We start from the raw sequence: 23660 nt of genomic DNA on the forward strand, positions 1-23660 counted from the left end.
GAAATCTACAGGTACACCCGCGACCGCTGGGGAGAAGCGCAGGCCGACACCTACATCACCGGCCTGTTCGCTGCGTTTGAGCAGATCGAAACACGCGGCGTCCGATCCAGGCCTGTGGCAGCCGAGTTCGGGGTGGAGGGGTACTTCTTCCGCTACCAGCAGCATTTCGTGTACTGGCGGCGGCTCGCCAACGGCGACATTGGAATCGTCACCATCCTGCACGAGCGGATGCATCAGATGGATCGATTCAAGGAGGACGACACAGCGTAGGCGCCACTTCCAGGTCTATCTGTTGAACATTCCAGGGCCGTCCCGAGAGTTCGAATCCCATCCTCTCCGCCACAACATAATCTACTGATTTTAAATCATTTTTCGCCTCGCGCATTGTGGCGTGATTTCCGTGGCTTGAAGGCCACATCGCCCCCTAGAGACTTGAAATCACAGCCGAAATAGTCGCCCAAAACGGCGCGAGTCTCTGATTGCCATTCGGCGCGATACGGTTTTTAGGCGGGGCAACGGGCACTGGACTTGACTTCGGGTGATTTCGAAGCTGGCGAGAGCCTTTGCATTCCCTCCTTGCCTTACAGATACGACAGCTCAGGATGAGGGTTTGTTATGGCGTCTCGGGGTGCTGTCAAAGCAAACCGACTTGAGGCGGGCAGGGCGGTTTTGTAGCGTCCAGTCATGACCAAACGTTCGCCATTTCGCTATTTCAAGACCAGCCCAGAGATCATCCGCTTGGCGGTCATGTTGTACGTGCGGTTTCCACTGTCTCTCCGAAACGTGGAAGATTTGCTCCACGAGCGCGGCATCGACGTGAGCCATGAAGCCGTTCGGTTTTGGTTGCATAGGTTTGGCCGATGTTCGCCAACGAGATCAGGAAGCGACGTGTCGAAGGGATGAAATCGAGCCGATGGTGTTGGCATCTGGACGAGATTTTCGTGAAGATCAACGGCGAAAGACACTACCTTTGGCGGGCGGTAGATCACGAAAGGGAAATCCTGGAAAGCTTCGTCACGAAGAAACGCGACAAGAAGGCCGCGCTGAAGTTTCTAAGGAAAGCAATGCGTAAGCATGGCTGTCCCGAAATGATCGTGACCGATCGGCTCAGGTCCTACGGTGCTGCATTGAAAGACCTCGGTGCCAGCCATCGCCAGGAAACGGGTCGCTGGTTGAACAATCGGGCCGAGAACTCGCACCTGCCATTCCGACGACGAGAGCGGGCGATGCTGCGCTTCAGGCGGATGCGAAGTTTGCAGATGTTCGCCGCCGTCCACGCCTCGGTCTTCAACCACTTCAATTCGGAGCGCAGCCTCTCCTCCAGAGCTAACTACAAGCTGAACCGCGCCGCCGCCCTGGCCGAATGGCGCAGTCTCTGCGCGGCCAAAAAGGCAGTCATCGTGCCCTTTCTGAGACCAGTTAGAATCTGTCTGACAGGACCATCCTGACGTCTAGGGGGTCGTTTCAAAGGGACTTGTCGGATGGAGCTCGGCGGAGGCGGTCTGGGCAGGCGCGTCGTCTCTGATCATGACGAACCCGAACCAGTTGCGCTACTTCTGTACCAGCGGCGAAATCGCCCGCTTGACCATTTTGCAATACGTCAAACGTACGCTGTTCTTGCGGAACATCGAAGGCTTGCCGCACCAACGCGCCCGCGACGTAAACCACTATGCCGTTCGGTTCTGGTGGCCCCGGGTCCGAGTGTTTGATAAGAGCGATAGGGCGTGTTCGGTGATGTCTATTGGCAGTCCGCGAACCGGCACACGCGCACCGGAGGGACAATTTTGGAACGTGTGGCCCAGCAAGACCATCCGGTCGGTACCCGGGCAAGAGGTGTTGCAGTAAATCGCGCGGGCCCGATACCTGCGCGGGCGCAACGGAATGGATAGGGGAGATGCCCCGCGTTGGGCGATCCCGGACTGGTTTCTGATCCTCGTTTCCGGGGCGATTATCGTCTACGGCTTATGGGTGGGCCGCGACTTCCTTATCCCGTTGGCCATCACGGCGCTGGTCTTCATCCTCACCGTAGCGATGGTCGACTGGATCTCGGCCAGATCGATTGCAGGGCATTCACCGCCGAGATGGCTCGCCAATATGATTGCCGCGTCGCTGATCATCTTTGCGTTGTTTCTTCTCGGGGTCGTGTTTTCCCAGGCGGGCCACGAGATTGTCGCCTCCGGTCCGCAGTTGCGCTTGCGCGTGGCTGAAATGGCAGATCATCTGGAGAGTTTCCTGGGACCCAAACTGGTGGATACGTTCCGAAACAGTGCTGCCGATCTGGATATTGGAGGCTGGCTTGCGGCTGCGATCGCGCAACTTGCGGGCAGCGTTTCGGCGCTTGCCCTGGTGTCGCTTTACTTGGTCTTCTTGATATCGGAACGCAGAGCGTGGATCGGCAAGCTGCCTCTGCTTGCTTCAGACCCCGTCAAGGCAAGGTTAGTTCTTGCGCGTATTGCGACCGGCGTGCAGCAATACATGCTGGTCAACGCTCTCACCAGTGCCCTGAGCGCGGGGGCTGCCTATCTGATTTTCCGCTCCATCGGCCTGGATTTTGCCGCTCTTCTGGCGGTTATCGTGTTTATCGTTGGCTTTATTCCGAATATTGGCGCCTTCATCGGCCTTGCCTTGCCGTGTCTGATCGCCCTCATTCAGTTCGATACGCTGACACCGTTCCTGATCGTGCTTTTGGGATATGGTCTGTTTGATCAGTTCGTGGCCAACATCGTGCAACCAGCGATGCAAAGCAGGTCGCTCAACGTGAGTACCTTCATGGTCATGGTATCGTTGACCTTTTTCGGTATGGTATGGGGCGGTGTCGGGGTGTTTCTCGCGGTTCCCATGATGGTCGTGATCATGGTCATCTGCGCCGAGATACCGGGGATGCGCTGGCTAGCAATTCTGCTGTCAGGCGATGGCAGCGTCGAGCAGTCGGAGCGTGACCACTGATGCCCGCAACAACCTTAAGCCTCATGTTTCCAGTACTTTTGCCGACGGGGCATCCGGCAGAGTGTTGATTCGGTGGCGCCACATTGCGGTCGCGGGCATCTTGGGTACGGGGCTTGCGATATTCGCCGCGTCCCGATTGACCTTCGATCCGTCGAGGGTCGCGAAAGACCACAGCTTGAGTCTGTCCGGTGAAGGGACGTCTCTTGCATCGCTGGCCGTCCGGCTCACCGACGATCAGGCTGCTCCATCCGCGTTTCTGCCCCTTGTCAAAGGCAACGATGCGCTCGGCGCCCGGCTGCGGCTGATCGAGGCCGCAGAACGCTCCATCGACCTCAAGACCTTTCTCATCAAACCTGACCGTGCAGGTGGCCTTATCTGGCTGGAATTGTTCGAGGCAGCGGAACGCGGCGTGCGGGTACGGCTGCTTTTCGATGATGTGTTCACTACGGCGCGCGACGACCAGATTGCCGCGCTTGATGCCCATCCGAATGTCGAGATCCGCGCCTTTAACCCGTTGTCGCGCAGGCTTCCCTATGCGGTGAACTTCATGCTGGATTTCTCCAGGGTCAATCGCCGTATGCACAACAAGGCGATGATCGTGGACGGTGCCTTTGCAATCCTTGGCGGGCGGAACATTGCAGATGAGTATTTTCAGATCGGTACCGATCACGAATTCGCTGATTTCGATCTGTTGATGCTGGGTGACGGTGTCGACGCTGTTTCCGGGGCCTTCGATCTTTACTGGAACGACGACTGGGCCGTTCCGTTGAACCAGATCACGGCCGGTGACGCCACTCCCTTGCGTAAGGCAATTGCGGCTTTTCGTGCGAATACGAATACCGAAGCGTTCGGGACTTATCAGGAGGCGGTGAACTCAACCTTTCTGAAATCGCTGCTTGCCGGTCAGATCGCTCTGCAAAGCGGGCTTGCGACGGTTGTCGTGGACGACCCCGATAAACTTCGACTTTTGCCGGGACAAGGGCCGGGTGCTGTCAAAGATACCTTCTATGGAGCCCTGGCAAAGGCCGAGGAAGAGGTCTTGATCCTGACGCCCTATTTCGTGCCGGGCCAGGAAGGTGCCGATTTCATCGCAGCACTCAGCAGGCGCGGCGTGAGAGTCAAGATCGTGACCAACTCTCTGGGTTCGACCAACCATGCTTATGTATATGGGGGATACGCGACATACCGAAGGCAACTCCTGGCGGCGGGCGTGGCGTTTCACGAGGTGCGTGCCGATGCCCCGCACCTCGTGCTTGGGCTCGACAAACCTCTGACAATGCACACCAAGCTTGCCCTGATCGACCGGAGAACCGTTTTCACCGGATCGACCAACATAGACCCGCGTTCCTTTCTTCAGAATTCGGAAATCGGGGTGGTAATTCACAGCAAAAACTTGGCCGAGAATATTCTGGGCCGGATCGGAGCGTCAATCGATCCCTATACATTTACTGTTGTAGAACGCCCGGATGGGCACATCCAATGGGTCTATAACAGCGCGCCTGGGTCAGAGACCTTCCACAATGAGCCGGGCGCAGGGGTGATCGCGAGGATGCTGGCGTGGTTTGCAGGTTGGTTGCCGGTCGAAAGCCAGCTTTGACCCATTGGCAACGAGTGCCGCGATGATGCGATCGGGCACATGGCCGCAGCGGTGAGGCACTGAAGTCGCCCGAAGAGAGTTTTCCTTTACCTATCGCCGAATTGCGAACTGGTGCGCGTAGGAGTGCAAGCGGTGGTCATGCTCGCGCGCGGCGATTTCGATGATCTTTTCGATCAGCTTCTGAGCGGCGGGTTGCAGGACGCGTCCGCGACGCGTTACTACCGACCAGACCCCGTTGATGCCGAGTTCGACCGGGATCTGGTGTAAAATTCCTAAGGCAAGCTGGTTGCGCACGCACCCCGACGTGGTCAGCAAGATCAGGTCGCTTTCCGCCACCGCATCACGCAGCGCGGCAATGTTATGGCTGTCAATCGCCACGATCGGCGGACCTGCGCGATCCTGCCGTCCCACAAAACTTGCAAAGGCCCTGGCAACAGATTTCGGAAAATGTGTCCCAGCGAAACGATAGCGCGCCAAGTCCGACGGCTGCGGTCGCCGAATAGTGAGGATCGGGTGCCCCGATCGGCAGAAGGCGCCTCCTGCCTGGGGCGGCATTTCGATGAGGTTCAGATCGTCGATATCTTCGCGCAGGTCGCGCGCATCGCCCACGATGAAATCGTAAACCTCCTCTCTAAGTCCGTGCACAAGGCGGGTTGTTTCGTCGATGATGAGGTTGAGCTTTACGTCTGGATGACGCGCATGCCATTCCGCAAGTATCGGGCCGCCAAGCGAGGTCGAGAAAACGGCAGTCATGCCAACGCGCAGTTGCCCGCCCTTACCGATCGACAGGTTCTCCAGCATCTGATCAAGATTGCGCGCTTCGAACAGAAGGGCATCCACGCGATCAAGAATGGATTTTCCTACCGGGGTGAGCCTGACCGGACGCTCCGAGCGCTCGAACAACTGGAACCCTAGTCGCCGTTCCAGGCTGCGGATCGAGTTGCTGAGCGCTGGTTGCGTTATGTGGGCTAGGTCGGCAGCCCTTGCAAAGCTGCCCTCCCGCGCCACCAGTTTGAAATGCTGCAATTGAGTCAGATTCTGCATCTCGTGTCCTTTCTGACGCCGGTGCATCAGCGGTGACGCCACGTCCTGCGATCAACCTGAGTTATCTAAGTGCCTAATTCTAATCCATTAAAATACAACATTCAAGAAACATATCAAAACATTAAAAAAGTAAACTAGCGTGAATGTTCGTGTGGGGAAATACTGCCTCAAGCCACGCAAGCCGGTGGCAAGGAGGAAAACATATGAAATTCTTGAAAACCTGCGCTGCACTTGGCGTGATCGCAATGGGAGGCGCGACCGGTGCTTCGGCCGAAACCGTCCTGAAGCTCGCGACAGCGGCGCCCGAGAAAACGCCCTGGGGTGCTCAGGTCAACAGGTTGGCAGAGGCGATTGCCGAAGAAAGCGAAGGCCGCCTTAAGGTCGAGCCCTATTTCAACTCGCAGCTTGGCACCGAGAACGATACGCTTGCGCAACTTGCGCGGGGACGGATCGAAATGGGCCTGTTCACGGTCAGTGCCGGTGCGCAGCAGGCGCCCGAAGTCGGTCTGATGCAGCTCTATGGCATCTACGACAGCAATGAACAGCGCGCCTGCGTGCAGGACAACTATCTGACCGACAAGATCCGCGAACGGCTCAGCCCGAAAGGGGTCTATTTCGGCACCTGGGCCGAGGTCGGGAACGGCTATCTGATGTCCAATGAGCCGATTACCAGCGTTGAACAGCTCAAAGGCATGAAGGTCGGAATTTCGGTCAACAAGATCAACAGCGAGTACTGGAAAACGGTCGGCGCCAATCCGGTTCCGGTCAGCCCTGGCGAAGCAGCTTCGGGCGCGTCCACGGGGCTGATCGAGATGTATCCCACCGTCTATTCGTTCTACATCCCGTCCGGGCTGAACAAGATCATCCCGGTCGTGTCTGAATACAATTACGCGAACGGCCCCGGCATGTTCGCCCTGAGCCAGCGCGCGTTGGAGCAAATGAGCGAAGAAGACCAGGCCGCGATCAATCGCGCCTTCGATCGCTTCACCTCCAGGGAGATCATGGACGAAATTTTCGCTTTCGAGGACAAGATGCGTGAAGTGCATCTCTCGCAAGGTGGGCAGATCGTTCAGGTCGGCGAGGAATTCAGAGAAGAGATGGCCGCGTTGCTGCCTCCGTTCTGGGCTGCGATGGCCGCCGACCACGGTGAAGTCGGTGCCGAGATCATGGCTCTGATCGAAAAAGCAAAAGCAGAGTGCGGCAGCTGAGCCTGTCCCTCTGAACTCAGACGCCGCCCCGGCACAAGCCGGGTCGGCTGTCTCTGACCCGAGAAGGTAACCCCATGACAAATCATACCGCACCGGCATCGGTCGAGCGGCTGCTGTCCACATGGCACCTGCTTGAACGCTGGATTGCCGTGATCGCCTTCAGCCTGATCGGCTTGCTGATCTTCGGTGACGTCGCAGGGCGCGAGTTCATCGGCCCGGTCGGACGTGCCTTGGGGTTCGACGTTGGGTTTTCCGGAATCTACGGAGCGGGAAAGATGTCACTTTTCATGCTGGTTATTGGTGCTTTCGCAGGCCTGGGTATCAGCGTCGCCAGCGGCGCGCAGATCGTGCCCCGTATCGCCTTTGGCTGGACGCCCGCATTCTTGTCGCCCGCCATCGACCGGTTCGCCAACCTTCTCAGCGGCATCTGTTTCCTGGCGGTTGCTTATTATGGCTGGATCTTCGTCAGTGCCTCGCGTGACATCGGAACCGTGATGCCTGGCCTCGATTGGCCTGTCTGGATCATTCAGATCGCGATTCCCATCGGCTTCCTCTCCGCCGCCATCCGCTATTCCATTTTTGCCATCTGGCCCAGCTTGGCGCCGGTACGCGAGGAACTGCCCGAATGAGCGCGATTTTCTTCCTCGTCCTGATCCTGGCGCTTTTGGTCCTCCGCCAGCCGCTGACCGTCATCTTGATTGTTGCAATCGGCTATTTGCACTTGGTCTGGGGGCATGGCTATCTCGACTACATCGTCGAGGACATGTGGACCTCGCTCAACAAGGAACTGATCCTTTCGGTTCCGTTGTTCCTGCTTTGCGGTGCGGTCATGACCGAAGGGACCGCTGCGCGCCGATTGGTCCGCATCGTTCGTGCCCTGACCATCACCACCCGCGGTGGTCTTGGTGTTGCGGCCATCATCAGCTGTGCGGTGTTTGCGGCCATCTCAGGCTCGTCCATCGTCACTATGATAGCGGTGGGATCGGTGTTGTACCCTGCAATGAAAGAGGCCGGTTACACCAACCGCTTTGCGCTTGGCACCGTGGTTTCCGGCGGTACGCTGGGGATCATCATTCCCCCGTCCATTCCCCTCATCCTTTATGGGCTGGTCACCGAGACGTCGATTGTCGATCTGTTCCTGGCCGGGATCATGCCGGGCTTTGTCCTGATTGCCCTGATGACCGCATACGCGATCTGGGCCAATCGCCACAAACCCGCCGAGAAGATGGACTGGGCCGAGTTACGCGTGGCGCTTCGTGAAGGTGTCTGGGCGGCTCTGTTTCCGGTCATCCTGCTGGGCGGCATCTACTCGGGGTTTTATTCACCGACCGAGAGCGCGGCAGTGGCTCTGGTTTATGCGCTGGTCATCGAGTTCTTCGTGCACCGCGAAATGACGCCCGCCAAGTATTTCAACGTCGTCACCGAAACCGCGAAACTGGGTGGTGCGCTCTTTCCGCTGATCGCCGTGGCCCTGTCACTGAACCTCGTTCTTACGGAACACCGCGTTCCGGCACAGATGGTCGAACTGGTGGGAGCCTGGATCGACAGTCCGCTGGCCTTCATCCTGATAGTCAATCTGCTGTTGTTGGTGGTGGGTGCCTTCATGACCACCAACGAAGCGATCCTCATTCTTGGGCCTATCCTTATGCCGGTGGCGCAGGTCTATGGTTTTCACCCGGTACATTTCGGTATCATCATGATCGTGAACCTCGAAATCGGGTATCTCACGCCACCGGTTGGCATGAACCTGATGGTCGCTCTCGTCACCTTCCGGCAAAAGTTCTCGGAACTGGTGATGTCGGTGCTGCCCTATATCGCGGTCATGGTGATCGGATTGGTCCTGATCACGGTCTTCCCTTGGCTTTCGTTGGGGTTGCTGTGATGGGGGCAAGGGCCTTGGAATTGGGGTGGGTCGTAGATGCCGCCGTGTTCGATTGCTTCGACAACTTGGTCCGGAACTCTCAGATGCGCCACGTGTTCGCGGGCAGCAGAAGGCAGAGCCTGTGATTTACCAGAGCAATCATCGTCCGCTGTGTCCGGGGCAGCAATCCGCGCCGGTTCTGATACGCACTGCGCCGATATCGTCCGGCAATTTCGAGACCAACAAGATGAACAGGGTTTCCACGCTTCACGCTACGGGAGGAGACTCTGTTTCGCGTAAGGTGGCCGTTGACACCGGGGACTGGCGGCAGTGGCCGCTGACAGATGGCAACACCCTGCAAGATATCGAGAACGGTAATCACCTAACCGACACCCTGCCTCTGTTCACGAAGGCAGTAGTCATCCGCGAGAACCTCATTGCACCCGTGGTCTATGGAGAAGCACATGACTGATCTGGCCGCCGATACCAGCTATCGGCTTCGTTCGCAGGTCTCGATCCCCAAGCTGATCGAGGCGGGGGATGTGGCGCATTGGTGGTGCACGCATATCTCGGAGTGCATGCCGACGGCCATGCTGCACAGCCGCCAGGCGACGGTTTCTCTGGAACAGGCGCCGATGGACGAGGTCTTTGACATCCATGCTGAAACCGATCTGGGCAAGGGGTCTTTGCGTGAGTTTCTGGCCCATCCGCAATCGCGCGCGCGGGCCTTTCTGGTGGTGAAGAACGGCAGGATCGTGGTCGAAAGCTATCCCGACCTGCGCCCCGAGCAGCCGCATCTTTGGGCCTCCTGCGCGAAACCCACGGCAGGGCTGGTGATCGAACATCTCATCGACGAGGGCCTGATCGACGACGCGCGCACGCTGGGAGAATATGTGCCCGCCCTGCGCGACACCGACTGGGGCATGGTTACCGTGCGCGATATCATGGACATGGCGCCCGGCATGGACTGCGAAGATACCGAGAAAACCCGCGAGAACCCGAAATCGAATGCGATTCGCGCCTATTGCGCCGAGTTCAATGTGCCGTTTGGGGACAAGCTGGAGACATTGCTCGAAGTGCTTCAGGATGTGCCGCGCCAATGCCCGCCGGGCGAAAAGTTCGAGTATAGCTCTCCCTGCACCCAGGTTCTCGTCTTTCTTGCAGAGGCCGTATCGGGCAAAAGGTGGCCCGATCTGTTCCGCGACGGGGTGTGGTCGCATGTGACCGCCGACGGTCCTATGCAGGTTCACCTGACGCCGGACGGTGTTGCCTGCGCGCATGGCATCGTGTCCTCGACCCTTCGCGACATGGCCCGGTTCGGAATGCTCTATACCCCAAGTTGGCGGCGCGCTGCGGTCACGCAGGTCGTGGGCGACGGGGTGATCCGGCGCATCCGGACGGCCGTGCGGGAAAAGCCGTTCTTCATGAACGGGTTTGACGGGCCGGTTTTCGTCGACCGGCTGGGCGACGACACGATGCTGGGCAATGCGCGCCAGTGGGATTGCATCTGGCCGGACGGCGATCTCTACAAGGGTGGGCTTATGGATCAGGGGCTTTACGTTTCCCCGTCCCGCGACCTGGTGATCGCCTATTTCTCGACAACGCCTCACATGCAGCTGACCCGGTATCTGCGTCCGATCGCAACGTCGGGCCTTTTGGCATGACCGCGCGGAAGGCAGGCAGGGGAATCTGAGCATGAAAGCGATGAACGCTGCCATCGACATGAAAGCGGACGCGTTTTCGCAGGCTCCTGCGGGGACTCCGCCCTGCAAGGTGTTCATGGTTGTGCGGGCAATCACAAGGTTATCCGCCAACCTGGTTTCCGGACGGCTTGCTGAATGGCACGCGACCGCCGCAGTGCGCGGCAGGGACGTCGCCGAAAGCCTTTGCGTGTTGGCACATCCCGCCGGCCCTTCCTTTCGCGCCGCTTACGCGACCTACCATGAAGAGTTCATGTCCGATCCGGACAAGCACAAGCCTGATATCGCCGCGCTGCCGCTGACCAGACGGGACCGCAACTTCTGGCCCTGGGTGGAAGACCTTTGTGCGCCGCCCGCCCGTGACTGACCCCGACCAACGGAGTTCACCAATGACCCTCTACACGCCCGAGAAACGCCTTGAGATGAGCCTTGAAAACCGCCTGACCCAAGAGGAGGGCTGGGTCTACATGACCGGCATGCAGGCGCTGGTGCGTCTGCCGATCCAGCAGCGCAAGCGCGATATGATAGCAGGGCTGAACACCGGCGGCTACATCTCCGGCTATCGCGGTTCACCGGTTGGTACTTATGACATGGCGTTGTGGCAGGTCGAAACAGCGCTTAAGGCCCATAACGTCCATTTTCAGCCGGGGCTGAACGAGGATCTGGCTGCAACAGCGACTTGGGGCGCTCAGACTGTAGGCCTGTTTCCGGGCGCGAACGTCGATGGGGTCTTCTCGATCTGGTATGGCAAGGCGCCGGGCATGGACCGGTCGATGGACCCTCTGCGTCACGCAAACTTGGCGGGAACCAGTGCAAAGGGGGGAACGCTGCTGCTAGTGGGGGACGATCACGGCGCCAAGTCCTCGACGCTCGCCTGCTATTCGGACCTGAACTTCGCGTCGCTTGGCGCGCCCCTGCTGGCGCCTGCAAATGCACAAGACGTGCTGGATATGGGGCTGCACGGTATCGCGATGAGCCGCTTTTCGGGGACGCTGACCGGACTGAAACTGGTGACGGACGTGATCGAGGGTGGCGGTTCCGTCTTTGTTGCCCCGGACAGCCCTGCTATCGTGCTGCCCGAAGATGCCGGCCCCGACACAGCGATCAAGGCGTTCACACCGATCCTGGTCCAGGAACAGTTGCTCTGGGACGTGAAGCTGCGCAAGGTTCTGGCCTATGCCCGTGTGAACGGGCTGAACCGGCAAGACGGACCGGCAGAGGCGCGTATCGGTATCGTGGCGGCGGGAAAGGCCTGGCAGGATCTCAGCCAGGCTCTGGCTGGGCTGGGCTATCGGGACGGCCGGATCGGGAATCTTGCTGTGCGCCGTCTCAAGGTCGGAATGGTCTGGCCGCTCGATCCGCAGGTGATTGCCGAGTTTGCCGAAGGGCTGGAAACGATCCTGGTGGTCGAGGAAAAGCGGCCACTGCTGGAGGATCAGATCCGCGCGATCCTTTATGGAGCAGCCAGCGCGCCGCGCATCATCGGTAAAAGCTTTGCGGGCCAGGTCTATACCGCGGGCGCGGACGATTGCGCCTTTCCAAGTTTTGGCGAGATCGATCCGAACATGATCACGCAGGTCCTGGTCCGCGTGGCGCGCGAAACCGATCCGGACTGCGGCCTGTCTGTGCCCAACCGGCCCGAGGCGCCGCCTGTGCTTGGTGCGGGGGCCGTACGTCTGCCGTCCTTCTGCGCGGGATGCCCGCATGGGCGCTCTACCCAGGTGATCGACGGCAGCCGCGCGCTCGCCGGGATCGGATGCCACACGATGGCGATGTTGCGCGACCCGATGAAGACCAACTCAGTCAGCCATATGGGCGGCGAAGGGGTGATGTGGCTGGGCCAGTATCCGTTCACCGACGAGTCCCATGTCTTTGCCAACATGGGCGACGGGACTTATTTCCATTCGGGCCTTCTGGCAATCCGGGCCTCTATCGCCTCGGGCGCGAACATCACTTACAAGTTGCTCCACAACGGATTTGTCTCGATGACGGGCGGTCAGCCCCATGATGGCGAGATAAGCCCGGAACAGATGGTCCAGCAACTTCGTGCCGAAGGGGTGGAGCGGATCGCGCTGATCACAGACGAGGTGGCGAAATACGAGGGCAGGCATCTGATCTCGGGTGGCGTGACACTGCATCCGCGCACCGAGCTGGAGCTGGTTCAGAAGGAGCTGCGCGATAAACCCGGCGTGACGGTCATCATCTACGACCAGCCCTGCGCCACCGAACGCCGCCGCCTGCGCAAGCGTGGCAAGTGGGTGGATCCGGACAAGCGTGCCTTCATCAACCCCGAAGTCTGCGAAGGCTGCGGCGACTGTTCGACCGTCTCGGCCTGTATGGCGATCGAACCCCTTGAAACCACCTTTGGACGCAAGCGCAAGATCAACCAATCTTCCTGCAACAAGGACTTCTCCTGCGTCGAAGGCTTTTGCCCGTCCTTCGTCACCGTGACCGGTGCCACGCCACGCAAGGTCCGGCGTGGCGATATGGACTTCGACATCAGCCACTTGCCCGATCCCAAGCCACGCGCCTTTGACGGATCGTGGTCCATTCTTGTTTCGGGCATCGGCGGTGCGGGGGTGGTTACGGTAGGGCAGACCCTTGCCGTGGCCGCACATGCCGACGGTTTTTTCTCGTCGAACCTCGACATCACCGGGCTGGCGCAGAAATACGGAGCCGTGCACAGCCATATTAAAATCGCGCAAAGCCCTGACGACATGCGCGCCACGCGGATTGCCAGCGGCGAGGCCGATGCGCTAATCGGCTGCGATCTCGTGGTGGCCGCGGGTGACGAGGCGCTGTCGAAACTGACACCGGGGGTTTCCATGGCTGTAACCGATACCACGGTTGTACCAACCTCGGAGTTTTCGAAGAACCCCGATTGGCAATTGAGCGGCGCGGAACAGGCCGAGCGCCTGAGCCGCGTTCTGGGCCCCGCTGTCCTGGCATTCGATGCGCAGGATCTGGCGGAAAAGGTAATGGGAGACCGCCTTTTTGCCAACATGGTGCTGATGGGAGCCTCTTGGCAGCAGGGTGGTATCCCTCTGTCGCAAGAGGCGCTCTACAGGGCAATCGAACTGAATGGCGTGGCGGTCGAGAAGAACAAGCAGGCCTTTGCCCTTGGGCGGCTGGCCTTTGCTGACCCAAAGGCCGCGCAACGTCTGGTCGGCGAACCGGCGCCGATTGACCTTAGCGCCCACCGTCCCCAGACACTCGACGACGTGATGGCGCCCCGTACCCGGAACCTGGCCGAGTACAAGAATGCTTGTTTTGCCAAGGTCTATGTGGACCGGATTGCGCAATTGCGCGCGGCCGATCTGCCGGAGGCTGCCGTCATGGCGGCTGCGCGCGGGCTCTACAAGCTGATGGCGGTCAAGGACGAATGGGAGGTGGCACGACTCTACTGCAAACCTGAGTTCACCAAGCAGCTTGAAGAAACCTTCGAGGGCGATCTGGAGCTGACCTTCCATTTCGGGGCTTGGCCGTTTGGCGGCACCGACCCCCGGACCGGGCAACCGGTCAAGGGGGCAGTCAAGGGAAAGACTGCCATGCGAATGTTCCGAATGCTCAATCGCCTGCGCTTCCTGCGCGGGACGCGTTTCGATCCGTTCCGCCTCAACGCCGAAGCAAGGCTCGCGCAAAGACTTCTGGCGGATTACCAGTCCGATCTCGACTTTGCGATTGCCAACCAGGGCACGGCGGACACGCAGGCCATGACCCAACTGCTCGACCTGCCCGAACATATCCGCGGTTACGGCCATGTACGCGAACGCCATGCTGCCGACGTCGCGAAGCGCCGTGAAGCGCTGCGCAATCAAATCCTCTCTTCCAAGGAGAAAGCCGCATGACTCGGCCAAACAAGATGAAGCTGCGCTCGGACAAGGTGACCGTCGGCGCGATGAACACCGGCGCCCGAGCGTTGTGGCGCGCCACCGGTACCGCGCCCGAGGAATTCGGCCGTCCGATCATCGGCATTGCCAATTCCTTTACCGAGATGGTGCCCGGCCATGTTCACCTGCAAGCGTTGGGGCGGCTCGTCGCCAAGGAAATCCGCGCCGCCGGTGGCGTGCCCAAGGAGTTCAACACCATCGCGGTCGATGACGGCATCGCCATGGGGCACGAAGGCATGATGTATTCACTGCCCTCGCGCGAGTTGATCGCCGATGCCTGCGAATACATGGCCAACGCCCATGCCATCGACGCGATGATCTGCCTGAGCAATTGCGACAAGATCACGCCGGCGATGCTGATGGCGGCGAACCGGCTCAACATCCCCACCATATTCGTTTCGGGCGGCCCCATGGAGTCGGGCAAATTCGACTATCGTGGACAGACCCGCCGTATCGACGCCATCGACACCATCTATGTCGCGGGCGCGCCTGATGCCACGCCCGAAGAGATCGAGGCTGTAGAGGAGAACGCCTGTCCGACCTGCGGATCCTGCGCACTGATGGGGACGGCCAATTCGATGAACTGCCTGACCGAGGCGCTGGGCATGGCGCTTCCAGGCAACGGTACCATCGTCGCCACCCACACCGACCGTCAGGATTTGTTCCGCAAGGCCTCGCACCGGATTGTCGAGATGGCGATTGCCCATTACCGCGATGGCGACGACAGCGTGCTGCCGCGTTCGATTTGCTCGCGCGAGGGGTTGGAGAACGCAGTGCGCATGACGATGGCGATCGGTGGTTCAACCAATACCATCTTGCATTTGCTGGCCGTCGCCCAGGAATCCGGCGTTGCCTTCGGTATCGACGATTTCGACCGGATCAGCCGCGACACGCCATGCCTGTGCAAGGTGTCGCCTTCGGCCCACGAGGTCTTTATCGAGGACATGCATCGCGCCGGTGGCGTTATGGCGGTGGCTCATGAATTGCTCAAGGCGGGTAAGTACAATGGCGACGTTCCGACGATCCTGGGCCAGCCGGTGGCAGAATATTGTGCCGGCTGGGATATCACCAACCCGGCCAATACCGAGGCGCGCAGGCTGTTCTCGGCCGGGCCGGGCGGTATCCGTTCAATCCGGGCTTTCTCTCAGTCCAGCCGCTTCAAGGAGTTGGATACCGATCGCGAAAACGGAGTGATCCGCAGTGCGGACCATGCCTTTACCGAGGATGGCGGGCTGGCGGTGCTGCGTGGCAACCTCGCCCCTGACAGTTGCGTCGTCAAATCCGCAGGCGTGCCGGACAACCTCTTGACTTTCCGCGGCGTCGCGATCGTCAGCGAAAGCATGGAAGAAGCGCTGGAGAAAATCCGCAACGGTACGGTGCAGGCAGGCCATGTGGTGGTCATCCGCTACGAAGGGCCGCGCGGCGGGCCTGGTATGCGCGAGATGCTGACGCCGACAGGCATGATGAAAGCCATGGGGCGTGGCGACAAGGCGGCGTTGATCACCGACGGGCGGTTCTCTGGGGCAACCTCGGGTCTGTCGGTGGGCCATGTGTCGCCCGAGGCGGCCTCGGGCGGAGTCATCGCCCTGGTTCAGGATGGCGACGAGATCTCCTTCGATATCCCGAACCGGAGCGTACAGCTGGAGGTGAGCGATGACGAACTGGACCGCCGTCGTACTGAGATGAACGCGCGCGGCGAAATGGCTTGGAAACCTGCAACCCGGCAGCGCGAAGTCTCGACGGCGCTGAGGGTCTATGGCCTGATGGCTGCCTCGGCCGACAAGGGCGGCGCGCGCGATACGGCCCGGTTGGCCCGCCTCGAACGTCTCTCGGCCGAGGGGTGACCGCATGACCCGTATTGTCACCCTCGCACGCGCCCTGCCGCTACCCCGGATCGAGGTGAATGGGCAGGTTATCGAATTCAAGCCGGTCTCAGACGTGGCCGAAATCCCCGCAGGTACACAGGTGCATTGCACCACCTCGCTCGACCGGTTGTCGGCAAAGGATATCGCGGGCCTTCCCGACAGCGTCGGCCTGATCGCCAACATCGGCGTCGGTGTCGACAATATCGACCTTTGCGCCGCGTCGGAGTGTGGGATCCTTGTGTCGAATACACCCGTGGTGACAGAAGATACCGCTGATCTGGCCTTTGCCCTGATCCTCGCTGGCAGTCGCCGTGTGGGAGAGGGCGAGCGGTTCCTGCGGAGCGGCTCCTGGGCTGCGACCAGTACCTCGCCACCGCTTGGCATGCGGGTGCATGGCAAGACGCTTGGCCTTGTGGGCTTTGGTGCTATCGCCCAGGCTGTAGCGCGGCGTGCGAAAGGGTTCGGCATGCCAGTGCGCTATTGGAACCGCACCAGCCGACCCGAGGTGGGGCGGGCCGTGGGGGCAACACAGGTCGAGACGCTGGCCGAACTATTCGCGACCTGCGATATCGTCTCGGTGCATACCGCGCTCACGCCTCAGACAAAGAACCTGATCGGCGCGGCCGAGCTTGCAGCGGCACGCCCGAACGCGGTGCTGGTCAATACGGCCCGTGGCGGCATCGTCGATGAGGCGGCGCTGTGCGACGCATTAGAAAACGGCCCCCTTGCGGCGGCTGGCCTGGACGTCTTCGAAGGTGAGCCGAACATCTACCCTCGCTTGCTGGAGCGCGAGAACGTCGTCCTGACCCCGCATATCGGCAGCGCAACGGGTGAATGCCGGGCGGACATGGTGCGCCGCCTGCTAGCCAACCTGGTGTCGTTTTTCGAAACCGGTCGCCCCAGCGACCCGGTCGAGACGGCTTGATTTCGACGGAGAACCAAACAGCCATGCCCACGATGAACCTGGTCCCGGTCACCGCTGACGATTATCGGCGTATCGCCGAACGCAAATTGCCGCGCTTTCTGTTCGATTATGTCGATGGTGGCGCCTTTCAGGAGGTCACGCTGGATCGCAACAGGGCAGACTTCGAAGCAATCCTGCCGCGGCAGCGGGTGATGCGGGACGTCTCGGGTGTGGATACGTCAGGCACGCTCGCGGACACTCCCGCCACCATGCCAGTGGCTCTGGCCCCGGTTGGCATGGGCGGCATGCTGGCCCGCCGGGCCGAGGTCCAGGCCAAACATGCGGCGGATACCGCTGGGGTTCCGTTCACGCTGTCCACGGTCTCCATCTGTTCGATGGAAGAGGTGGCGGCAGTCTCGGACAAGCCGTTCTGGTTCCAGCTTTACATGTTGCGCGATCGGGCCATTGTCGCCGAATTGCTCGACCGGGCCTGGGGACTTGGGGTCAGGACGCTTGTCTTTACAGTCGATCTGGCTGTGGTGGGCGAACGCTACCGCGACGTGCGCAACGGCATCGCCGGCGGCGTTGCCGGCTGGAGCAAGCTGCGTGCTGGTCCGATGTCTTATGCCGCGCATCCGGGCTGGGTGCTGGATGTGGGGATCAAAGGCAAGCCGCACACCTTTGGCAATCTCGCCACCTACGTTCCTGCGGCAACCGACCCGACTCAGTATCGCGAATGGGTCGGTCGCCAGTTCGACCCTTCGGTGACGTGGAAAGACATCGAATGGCTGCGCGGTATCTGGAAGGGCAAGCTGATGATCAAGGGCGTGCTTTCCTCCGAGGATGCCCGTTCGGCCGTGTCGGCAGGGGCGGATTCGATCGTCGTTTCCAATCACGGAGGCCGACAGCTGGACGGCGTCGCATCGAGCATCTCGGTTCTGCCCGATGTGGCCGAGATACTGTCTGGCTCGGCGGAAATCCTGGTCGATGGCGGAGTGCGGAGTGGACTGGACCTGTTCCGCGCTCGCGCGCTTGGCGCGGACGGCGCGATGATCGGGCGCCCGTGGGCCTATGCCGTCGCCGCGCGCGGAGAGGCGGGGGTAACCGGCCTGCTCGCGGCTTTCAAACGCGAGCTCGAGGTTGCTCTGGCACTGTGCGGGGTCACCTGTCTGACGGAGGTGACCCGGGATCTGGTTTCGCGCAGGCAGGTATTCCATGTCTTGGACTGACAACGGCAGCGCAGCAGCAAGTATGGTTACACAGTCCTGTTGATATGTGACGAAAGGCGTTGAAGCAGCGTATCCTTATCCCGCGACTTCAACGCTTCGATCAGACCGTCATGTTCCGTGGCAAGCGTCTTGAGAATACCAAAATCGACCGTTTCTGATCTGGCGATCTGAAAATACATGTGGACGAAGGATAGCTCCACTTGTTGCTGCATGATGAACGGGTTGCACGCAAGCCCGACCAGGACTTCGTGAAATGCGCCGTTGAGTTGGCCCCAGTTGACCAATTGCTTCTTGCCTGGACGTCCTTCGGCAATACTGCGCATTTTTCCGTTCAGGTTGGTCAGACGGGTGATGTCCGCCTCGGTCACGTTGTCGAACCCGAGTTCGACCGCCGAAACCTCGAACAACTCTCTGAACAGGCGAAATTGGCAGAAGGTTTCATCTGTCGGGGCAGGGGCCACGAAGTAACCCCGGTTCGGTTCCGCGATGACGATGCGTGTGGACAGCAGGCGCGACAACGCCTCGCGCACAGGGATGAGGCTGACTCCGTGGGAGTCAGCCAGAGGTTTGATTCTGATATGCTCGCCGGGGGCAAACTCTCCTGCGATGATGGCATCGCGGATCAAAACGACGAGACGGTCGACCAAACTGCCCGTCTCGCCGAGCTTAGGAGTAGGCGCTGACACCTTTTATTTCCTTGTTTCCATGGTTGGAGCCGAGCATAGGCGCTGTAGATCGGTGATGAAAGATACCCAGGCCGACTCTGCCATCAGTTTCCGCGTTCCGCGTCCAGTTTGCGTTTGAGCACACGACGAACCGCGACACCTGCGCCGTCAGCGCCCAGGTTGATCTCGGGGAAGTCGAGGCCGCGCGGATCCTTCATGATCCGTGCCTGGATTTTCTGGAGCAGATCCTTGTCCTCGTTGAAGGCCGAGATCACGCCGGCCTTGGTCTTCTCAAGGATCTCCACCGGTGCGTTCGGACTGTCGAAGGACGCCACGAAGAAATAATGCGTCTTGCCCCGCTCGCCTGGTGTCACGATATGGGCACCGCGTCCGATAAAATCGCGGCGCTTGTCCGGGCCTGCGTCGAGGTCGTGGATGTTCCAGTCCGAAAACGACACGGCCAACGAGGGCATCCAGCCGCGCTGCTCACGTTTCACGATCTTCTTGTCCTCGAACCCGAAGGCGGCACAGAAGAGGGGCGACAACGGGGACGGCGGGAAATCCTGCTCGTAGACAATGGTATCGCCCTGCATCGAGACCTCGGGCGGGTTTTCCCAATCGTCCTGCTGGAACGTGTTGGAGTGCAGGAAGGCGATATGGGTGAGGTCCAGCACGTTTTCGCGGATCAGGACCCAGTTGGCGGCGACTTCCATGTATCCGGTGATGACCGACCATCCCGGATCGGTGGTGAACCCCATTTCCACCGGTTCATGATCGATCGCCTCCGGATCGCCCATCCATATCCATACAAAAGCGCCGGATGTACGGAGCGGGTAACTCTGCACCTTGGCCGATTTGGGGATGCTCTTCTGCGTTGGCACCTTGCTGCACATACCGTCGGCACCGAATTCCATGCCGTGATATGGGCAGACGATCTGATCGTTTTTCACTTCGCCTTCGGAGAGCGGGGCCCAGCGGTGCGGGCAGCGATCGTCCAGCGCGACGGGTGTGCCATCGGACAGGCGGTAAAGCACAACTGGTTTCTCGAGCAACCAGCGCGCCAGCGGTTCTTCGGTGATCTCATCCACATGCGCCGCACACCACCACATGTTTCGCGGCGCGTTGTCATCCAGCATCCCGTTCGGGATAAGCTGCTGCCCCTTGGTCAGAGTGTCAGATTGCTTGTTCATCGCTGTGTCTCCCTCAACATTTCGGCAAGCCTCTCGGCTTCTTCGGTTTTCATCTGATAGCTGTGTGCCTCGTCCGGGAACGCACCGGAGGCAACGTCTTCGCGAAAATCCGAGAAAGCCTTGATCGCGATCTCGGCCATGTTGGCGTAGCGTTTGGCGAATTTCGGTTTGAAGGTGTCGAAGGCGCCCAGAACGTCGTATCCGTTCAAAATTTGCGCGGTGCAGGCTGACCCGGCACCGATCGCTGCGGTGAAGATGCTCACGGCTTCGTCGACCGCTTTGCCGACCTCATAGGGCAGGGCCTCAACTTCTATACCCATGGCTCCGGCTTCTTCGATGGCGCGGGCGTCGTCGATGATCTTCATGGCCGCTTCGGCTGTACGGCCTTGCATCTTGAATCCGCCGAACTTGTGCACCTGATGCGGAACCAGGCCGACCTGGCTCATCACCGGCACACCGGCGTCTGCCACAGCCTTGATGATGTCGAATTTCTCGCGCCCGCCCTGAAGCTTGACCGCATCGCAACCGCTTTCCTTCATCAGACGCAACGCGTTGAGAATTGCCATCTCCTGCGTGGCATAAGAGCCATATGGCATCGAAACGATACACATCGTATTGGGCGCACCCGTGCGTACAGCACGGGTGTGGTTGATCATTTGGTCCATGCTCATCGACAGCGTATTTTCGTGCCCATAGAGCGTCATGCCGATACTGTCGCCGACGCCGACGATGTCGATGCCCGCTCGTTCCGCCCAAGCGGCGGTCAGAACCTCGCCGACCGCAAGCAGGGCGAGTCGTTCGCCGCTTCGCTTTTTCTCGGCAAGATCTGGAATTGTCAGTTTGGTTGGCATGGCAGGTCCTTGTGTTTCACTTCGGTTGGGATGGTTTGAGTCGTCGCTCGATCAGGACGATTAGACGACTGCCCTTGATCCTGGCCGGTCCGTTTCGGAAGCCAGTGCCCGTCGATCGGGAATAGCTGGTCCCGGTACTGCGGATGGCGATTGGCTGGCCGGAATGTTCCCAGGCGAACAGGCCTTGTTCGTTGAGGTCTTCGAGCGCGCGTTCGGCGATCCATTGGCACAGGGCGTCCTCGTCAGGCTTCGCGACGAACGTGACAGCGTTGGTGGGCGGGTGTTCGGGCATGGTTTGCTTTCTGGGCCTTCGAGGGAACCTCCCGAACCTTTTTCGGGCATGCAGGTGGCGACAATGGGGGGAGGTATATATAATATATTTTATATCGTCAAGGATGGGTGGGATAGGCGTGGATGCGGGGCTGTCAAAGCAAACTGGCTTGAGACGGGCACGGCGGTTTTGTAGCGTCCAGCCATTCCCAAACGATCGCCATTTCGCTATTTCAAGACCAGCCCAGAGATCATCCGCTTGGCGGTCATGCTGTACATCCGGTTCCCGTTGTCGCTGCGGAACGTGGAAGACCTTCTGCACGAGCGCGGCATTGATGTGAGCCACGAAGCGGTGCGGTTCCCCGAACGGCTTCAGCCACTTGTAGAGAGAATACGTGCTGACGCCCAAACGCCGGGAAATCTCCCGCACAGGATGCCCGCGAACCGTGATCTGATGCACCGCATCCCGCTTGAACTCGTCGCTGTAATTGCTTGTCCCCATGTCGGCCTCCTCGCCTCACAGTTAGGCGGCGAAGCGTCTACGAATCTAGGGGCACCTCATACCTTAGTCGGCGATTTCGATCATCTTGGCATAATTGTCCGCCAACTGTCCGGCGTCCTCGCGATCGAATTTGACCGAGGTTAGCTTACCCAGGTCAATCTGGGTGGTTCCTTCGAACAACTTCATCACATCTACAACAAAATGCACCGGCCCCAAGTCGGTCGCGAGACGCGCCATGTCTAGTTCGAAGAGCAGTTCACGCCGGTTTTCGGAAAAGCCAACATGGTAGACTAAAGGCTGTTCCTGATCGTCCAGCATCAGGTTCCCCTCAAACATGACAAATTTGTATCCAACCTCCCAGTTCCACGCCATTTGGCTATTGGGATCCAAATCTCCGCGCACTTCGATCGAGCTATTCGCCTCGGCATCCACACCGATCGAGAAAGTAACTCGGGCCACGCGGTTGAGTGGAACCGCCTCAAGCCTGATGGTATCTGACGCCTCAGGATTGTCGAAACGGACCAAATGATAGCTGTCCGGTTCGACATAGACCGCTTCCTCGCTCTCCAGCGATATATTGCTCAGATAGAAGCGGAAATCGCGCAGCCGGACTCGACCGGGGCCGCCCGGATTGTCATAGGCGTAAGTGTCGAAAACGATCGGTGCGCCCTGGGCTTGGGCGGAAAAGGTCAGGATCACGTCATGTTCAGACGCGGCTCGTTCTCTTGCCCACCAAGACACAGCGACCGCGGAAACCATTATTGCCACTAGTCCGGAAATAACCAGCTTTGCATTTTGCATCACAGTCTTTCCTCGAATGGATTTGAAAACCGCGGGTCACTCAGGAACTGCTCATCGGTCAGCGTATGCAGGAACGCAATTATCGCCGCCATTTCCACGGGTGTAAGCCGCAGCCCGATGGTTGCGTCTTTACTGTTCTTTGCATTGTCAGCCTCGAGAATCAGCGGACTCAGGGTCCTGCTGTGTTTGATCCCGTCGTTGTAATGATGCATGACATCTTCCAGCGTGGCAAACCGGCCGTCATGCATGTACGGAGCGGTCACGGCAATGTTGCGCAACGTGGGGACCTTGAAAAACCCCTTGTGAGCCGAGTTTCCTGTCACTGCCATTAAGCCGTCCGCCAAGGTTTCATCGGGATCCAGACCGTTGTTGGAAAACCCGTCCAACTGATCACGGAAGCCGGAAGTCAGGAACTGGCTGTGACAATCGATGCAATTGCCGCCGCGCAGCGAAACCTTCGTATCGGGATGTGCCATGAACAGCTTGCGGCCATATTCCTCCTGCTCGGTCAACTTCACTTCGCCACGCAGAAAACGATCGTATTTCGAGTTCTGTGAGATAAGCAACCGCATGAATGTTGCGAGGGCCTTTGCTAAGTTCCCAGCCGATACGTCGCCATAGGCACTGCTGAACATGCGCCTGTAGATCTTCACGCGGCGCAGTTCTGCCACCAGCTCGTCAAGGTCCTGAGCCATCTCCTCCGGATGTTGGATCGGCATTAGCGCCTGCTGTTCGAGCGACACTGCGCGTCCGTTCCAGAAGAAACGCGTTTGACCCCATAGTAGGTTAGCAAGGCTCATGCTGTTGAAGTCCAGCTCGTCTCCTGACAATCCTATCGGCCGCGCCACACCATCGCTGAACGCCAGAGCCTGGATATGGCAGTTGGCGCAAGCCACACGGTTATCCCCGGATAGGAGAGGGTCATAGAACAATCGTCTGCCAAGCGCGAAGGCTTCTTCGGTCAACGGGTTGTCCGGCGGAACCGAGAAACGGCCGAACACGAAGGGCGCCGAGAAACCAGCGATCGGGGTCTGAGAACGTCCTGAATTGCGCGGCAGGAACGCCGCACCAGCCAGAGCAGCGATAAGTGCCGCTCCGGCGAGCGTTATGATACGTCGTCGCGTCATATCCACGCGG

General features: G+C 59.6%; 19 protein-coding genes and 3 pseudogenes. 15 read left to right on the plus strand and 7 right to left on the minus strand.

Going from position 1 to position 23660, the window contains the following annotated elements:
* The 4 genes and pseudogenes from OEZ49_RS19370 to OEZ49_RS19385 form a co-directional block, all read left to right on the plus strand.
* A partial coding sequence (locus OEZ49_RS19370; RefSeq protein WP_263389832.1) for a type II toxin-antitoxin system RelE/ParE family toxin occupies positions 1-270 on the plus strand: 270 nt, incomplete at its 5' end.
* Between the two features lie 414 nt (positions 271-684).
* Positions 685-1385 (plus strand): annotated as a pseudogene (locus tag OEZ49_RS19375) (IS6 family transposase); the annotation flags it as partial.
* Between the two features lie 496 nt (positions 1386-1881).
* Positions 1882-2946 (plus strand): AI-2E family transporter, encoded by a 1065-nt coding sequence (locus OEZ49_RS19380; protein WP_263389833.1) that lies wholly within the window; start codon positions 1882-1884, stop codon positions 2944-2946.
* Positions 2936-4543 carry a phospholipase D family protein gene (locus OEZ49_RS19385; RefSeq protein ID WP_263389834.1) on the plus strand — a complete coding sequence of 536 codons (1608 nt, stop codon included), beginning with the start codon at positions 2936-2938 and terminating at the stop codon, positions 4541-4543. The genes OEZ49_RS19380 and OEZ49_RS19385 overlap by 11 nt, the downstream gene beginning before the upstream one ends.
* Before the next feature lie 90 nt (positions 4544-4633).
* Here OEZ49_RS19385 and OEZ49_RS19390 read toward each other — a convergent pair whose 3' ends face one another.
* Positions 4634-5614 (minus strand): LysR family transcriptional regulator, encoded by a 981-nt coding sequence (locus tag OEZ49_RS19390; RefSeq protein ID WP_397545688.1) that lies wholly within the window; start codon positions 5612-5614, stop codon positions 4634-4636.
* A 116-nt stretch (positions 5615-5730) separates the two neighbouring features.
* Between OEZ49_RS19390 and OEZ49_RS19395 the strand changes: the two genes are divergently transcribed.
* The 10 genes from OEZ49_RS19395 to OEZ49_RS19440 all read left to right on the plus strand — a co-directional run bounded on the left by OEZ49_RS19395 (position 5731) and on the right by OEZ49_RS19440 (position 18244).
* A complete protein-coding gene (locus OEZ49_RS19395; RefSeq protein ID WP_263389836.1) occupies positions 5731-6795 on the plus strand; it encodes a TRAP transporter substrate-binding protein in 1065 nt (354 codons plus the stop codon).
* 74 nt (positions 6796-6869) lie between these two features.
* The gene (locus OEZ49_RS19400; protein ID WP_263389837.1) at positions 6870-7424 is read left to right on the plus strand and encodes a TRAP transporter small permease; all 555 of its coding nucleotides are present in this window, start codon (positions 6870-6872) and stop codon (positions 7422-7424) included.
* Entirely contained in the window at positions 7421-8677 is a 1257-nt protein-coding gene (locus OEZ49_RS19405; protein ID WP_263389838.1) for a TRAP transporter large permease, read from the plus strand. Before OEZ49_RS19400 ends, OEZ49_RS19405 begins: the two co-directional genes overlap by 4 nt.
* 121 nt (positions 8678-8798) lie before the next feature.
* A complete protein-coding gene (locus OEZ49_RS19410; protein ID WP_263389839.1) occupies positions 8799-9128 on the plus strand; it encodes a hypothetical protein in 330 nt (109 codons plus the stop codon).
* Positions 9121-10320, plus strand: a complete 1200-nt coding sequence (locus OEZ49_RS19415) for a serine hydrolase domain-containing protein (protein ID WP_263389840.1) — start codon at positions 9121-9123, stop codon at positions 10318-10320. The genes OEZ49_RS19410 and OEZ49_RS19415 overlap by 8 nt, the downstream gene beginning before the upstream one ends.
* A 31-nt stretch (positions 10321-10351) precedes the next feature.
* Positions 10352-10723: a hypothetical protein gene (locus tag OEZ49_RS19420; RefSeq protein ID WP_263389841.1), complete on the plus strand. Its 372-nt coding sequence runs from the start codon at positions 10352-10354 to the stop codon at positions 10721-10723.
* A gap of 22 nt (positions 10724-10745) precedes the next feature.
* Positions 10746-14204, plus strand: coding sequence for an indolepyruvate ferredoxin oxidoreductase family protein (locus tag OEZ49_RS19425; protein ID WP_263389843.1), 3459 nt, complete (start codon positions 10746-10748; stop codon positions 14202-14204).
* Positions 14201-16090, plus strand: coding sequence for a dihydroxy-acid dehydratase (gene ilvD / locus OEZ49_RS19430; RefSeq protein WP_397545687.1), 1890 nt, complete (start codon positions 14201-14203; stop codon positions 16088-16090). The genes OEZ49_RS19425 and ilvD overlap by 4 nt, the downstream gene beginning before the upstream one ends.
* A gap of 4 nt (positions 16091-16094) precedes the next feature.
* Positions 16095-17036, plus strand: a complete 942-nt coding sequence (locus OEZ49_RS19435) for a 2-hydroxyacid dehydrogenase (RefSeq protein WP_263389844.1) — start codon at positions 16095-16097, stop codon at positions 17034-17036.
* A gap of 23 nt (positions 17037-17059) precedes the next feature.
* On the plus strand, positions 17060-18244 hold the full coding sequence (locus OEZ49_RS19440; protein ID WP_263389845.1) for an L-lactate dehydrogenase: 1185 nt from the start codon (positions 17060-17062) through the stop codon (positions 18242-18244).
* Positions 18245-18270: 26 nt separating this feature from the next.
* Here the strand turns inward: OEZ49_RS19440 and OEZ49_RS19445 are convergent, their stop codons facing one another.
* The 3 genes from OEZ49_RS19445 to panB all read right to left on the minus strand — a co-directional run bounded on the left by OEZ49_RS19445 (position 18271) and on the right by panB (position 20950).
* Positions 18271-18930, minus strand: a complete 660-nt coding sequence (locus OEZ49_RS19445) for a GntR family transcriptional regulator (RefSeq protein WP_263389846.1) — start codon at positions 18928-18930, stop codon at positions 18271-18273.
* Positions 18931-19013: 83 nt separating this feature from the next.
* On the minus strand, positions 19014-20099 hold the full coding sequence (locus OEZ49_RS19450) for an aromatic ring-hydroxylating dioxygenase subunit alpha (protein ID WP_263389847.1): 1086 nt from the start codon (positions 20097-20099) through the stop codon (positions 19014-19016).
* On the minus strand, positions 20096-20950 hold the full coding sequence (gene panB, locus OEZ49_RS19455) for a 3-methyl-2-oxobutanoate hydroxymethyltransferase (RefSeq protein ID WP_263389848.1): 855 nt from the start codon (positions 20948-20950) through the stop codon (positions 20096-20098). The genes OEZ49_RS19450 and panB overlap by 4 nt, the downstream gene beginning before the upstream one ends.
* Before the next feature lie 475 nt (positions 20951-21425).
* On the opposite strand from panB, the pseudogene OEZ49_RS23085 reads away from it, so the two are divergent.
* Positions 21426-21575 (plus strand): annotated as a pseudogene (locus tag OEZ49_RS23085) (IS6 family transposase); the annotation flags it as partial.
* A 3-nt stretch (positions 21576-21578) separates the two neighbouring features.
* Here OEZ49_RS23085 and OEZ49_RS19465 read toward each other — a convergent pair.
* From OEZ49_RS19465 to OEZ49_RS19475, 3 genes and pseudogenes are all read right to left on the minus strand, one after another.
* A pseudogene (locus tag OEZ49_RS19465) lies at positions 21579-21722 on the minus strand (transposase); the annotation flags it as partial.
* A 63-nt stretch (positions 21723-21785) separates the two neighbouring features.
* The gene (locus OEZ49_RS19470; RefSeq protein WP_263389849.1) at positions 21786-22523 is read right to left on the minus strand and encodes an MbnP family protein; all 738 of its coding nucleotides are present in this window, start codon (positions 22521-22523) and stop codon (positions 21786-21788) included.
* Positions 22523-23650 (minus strand): cytochrome-c peroxidase, encoded by a 1128-nt coding sequence (locus OEZ49_RS19475; protein WP_263389850.1) that lies wholly within the window; start codon positions 23648-23650, stop codon positions 22523-22525. Before OEZ49_RS19475 ends, OEZ49_RS19470 begins: the two co-directional genes overlap by 1 nt.
* Positions 23651-23660: the final 10 nt, after the last annotated feature.

The organism is Ruegeria marisflavi, from assembly GCF_025673445.1.
GTDB lineage: Bacteria > Pseudomonadota > Alphaproteobacteria > Rhodobacterales > Rhodobacteraceae > Ruegeria_B > Ruegeria_B marisflavi.

Bases quoted from the DNA above. Each gene is read 5' to 3' on its own strand.
- OEZ49_RS19395 (WP_263389836.1), top strand. From the start codon at position 5,731: ATGTTCGTGTGGGGAAATACTGCCTCAAGCCACGCAAGCCGGTGGCAA.
- OEZ49_RS19470 (WP_263389849.1), bottom strand. From the start codon at position 22,523: ATGCAAAATGCAAAGCTGGTTATTTCCGGACTAGTGGCAATAATGGTT.
- OEZ49_RS19390 (WP_397545688.1), bottom strand. From the start codon at position 5,614: ATGCACCGGCGTCAGAAAGGACACGAGATGCAGAATCTGACTCAATTG.
- ilvD (WP_397545687.1), top strand. From the start codon at position 14,201: ATGACTCGGCCAAACAAGATGAAGCTGCGCTCGGACAAGGTGACCGTC.
- OEZ49_RS19425 (WP_263389843.1), top strand. From the start codon at position 10,746: ATGACCCTCTACACGCCCGAGAAACGCCTTGAGATGAGCCTTGAAAAC.
- OEZ49_RS19440 (WP_263389845.1), top strand. From the start codon at position 17,060: ATGCCCACGATGAACCTGGTCCCGGTCACCGCTGACGATTATCGGCGT.
- panB (WP_263389848.1), bottom strand. From the start codon at position 20,950: ATGCCAACCAAACTGACAATTCCAGATCTTGCCGAGAAAAAGCGAAGC.
- OEZ49_RS19435 (WP_263389844.1), top strand. From the start codon at position 16,095: ATGACCCGTATTGTCACCCTCGCACGCGCCCTGCCGCTACCCCGGATC.
- OEZ49_RS19475 (WP_263389850.1), bottom strand. From the start codon at position 23,650: ATGACGCGACGACGTATCATAACGCTCGCCGGAGCGGCACTTATCGCT.
- OEZ49_RS19400 (WP_263389837.1), top strand. From the start codon at position 6,870: ATGACAAATCATACCGCACCGGCATCGGTCGAGCGGCTGCTGTCCACA.
- OEZ49_RS19380 (WP_263389833.1), top strand. From the start codon at position 1,882: ATGGATAGGGGAGATGCCCCGCGTTGGGCGATCCCGGACTGGTTTCTG.
- OEZ49_RS19415 (WP_263389840.1), top strand. From the start codon at position 9,121: ATGACTGATCTGGCCGCCGATACCAGCTATCGGCTTCGTTCGCAGGTC.
- OEZ49_RS19405 (WP_263389838.1), top strand. From the start codon at position 7,421: ATGAGCGCGATTTTCTTCCTCGTCCTGATCCTGGCGCTTTTGGTCCTC.
- OEZ49_RS19420 (WP_263389841.1), top strand. From the start codon at position 10,352: ATGAAAGCGATGAACGCTGCCATCGACATGAAAGCGGACGCGTTTTCG.
- OEZ49_RS19450 (WP_263389847.1), bottom strand. From the start codon at position 20,099: ATGAACAAGCAATCTGACACTCTGACCAAGGGGCAGCAGCTTATCCCG.